Genomic DNA, 1,556 nt, shown 5'->3' on the forward strand with positions numbered 1-1,556 from the left:
GGAGAACCCGCGACCCCCCGCCAACTCCACTCACCCGACTACTGGACCCACCACATCCGCCACACCGTCCGCTTCCACGACGGAGTGCGCGCGCTGGAGTCGGCCGGAGTCACCGACTGTCTGGAGCTGGGCCCCGGCGGTGAGCTGACCGCGATGGCCGGGGAGATCCTGGACGACGGCCCCACCCTGCCGCTGCTGCGCCCGGGACGGCCCGAGGCCACCTCGGTGACGGCGGCGCTGGCGCTGCTCCGGCTGCGCGGAGCGGCCCTCGACCCGGACGCGGTCTTCCCCGGCGGCAGCCGGGTCGATCTGCCCACCTATGCCTTCCAGCGCGAGCGGTACTGGCTCACCGCGCCCGCCGCGCCGGCCGGCGCCGGGGAACTCGGCATGGAGCCCGCCGAGCATCCGCTGCTCGGCGCCGCGCTGACCGTCGCCGGCCGGGACGCCCGGCTCCTCACGGGCCGGCTCTCGCTCCACACCCATCCCTGGCTGGCCGGTCACGCGGTGCACGGAGCCGTGCTCTTCCCCGGTACGGGCTTTCTGGAGCTGGCTCTCCGCGCCGGGGCCGAGGTGGGGCTGCACCGGGTCGCCGAACTGACCCTGACGGGCCCGCTGGTGCTCCCCGCCGAAGGCGGGGTCGGGCTCCAAGTGGTGGTCGGGGAGCCCGGCGACGACGGTCACCGGCCGCTCGATGTGTATGCCCGGCCGGACGGAGCGGACGGGTGGACCGCCCATGCGAGCGGCCGGCTGGCCCCCGCCGCGCCTCCGGCGGCGCCGCCCGGGCCCGGTGGCGGCGGGGAGCCCTGGCCGCCCGAGGGCGCCGCCGAGACCGTTCTCGGCGATGTGTACGGACGGCTGGCGGAGGAAGGGTTCGGATACGGCGCCGAGTTCGCCGCGCTCCGCCGGGTCTGGCGGGCCGGGGACACGGTCTGGGCCGAGGTCGCCATCGGCGAGGAGCTGCGGGGGGACACCGGACGGTTCCTCCTCCATCCGGCACTGCTGGACGCGGCCCTGCACCCGCTGCTGCCGGGGGTCGCCGGCCCGGATGCCCCGCCGGGGCTGCCGTTCGTCTGGAGCGGCGCGGAGGTGGGCACGGCGGGGACGGCCGCCCTGCGGGTGCGGCTGAGGACGACCGGTCCGCGGCGGGTCGCCGTGTCCCTGTGGGACATGACGGGCGTACCCGCCGGGTCGGTGGAGTCGCTGGAGCTGCGCCCGGTGAGCCGGGACACGGTCCGGGCGGCCGTCGGCTCCGCAGGGGACGGTGTCCTCACCGTCGTATGGCAGCCGCTCGACACCCCCGTGGCGGAGAGCCGCTCCCGGGCCGAGCCCGCCGGGGACGCGCTCCCGCCGCCCGACGGCGGTGATGTGGTGGTGCGGATGCCCGGACCCGCCGTGCCCGCCGACCCCCGGCGGGCCGTGGCGGCGGTGACGGCCCGCGCGCTCCGGCTGTCGCGGGAGTTCCTCGCCGATGAGCGGTACGCCGGGTCCCGGCTGGTCTTCGTCACCACCCGCGCCATCGCCGCACTCCCCGGCGAGGACGTACCCGGACTCGCCCA

General features: G+C 77.4%; 1 protein-coding gene. It reads left to right on the forward strand.

From position 1 onward, the window contains the following. A partial coding sequence (locus ABT122_RS33520) for a polyketide synthase dehydratase domain-containing protein (protein ID WP_351559968.1) occupies positions 1-1,556 on the forward strand: 1,556 nt, incomplete at both ends.

It is taken from the genome of Streptomyces sp. NPDC001985 (assembly GCF_040296845.1).
In the GTDB taxonomy this organism is placed as follows: domain Bacteria; phylum Actinomycetota; class Actinomycetes; order Streptomycetales; family Streptomycetaceae; genus Streptomyces.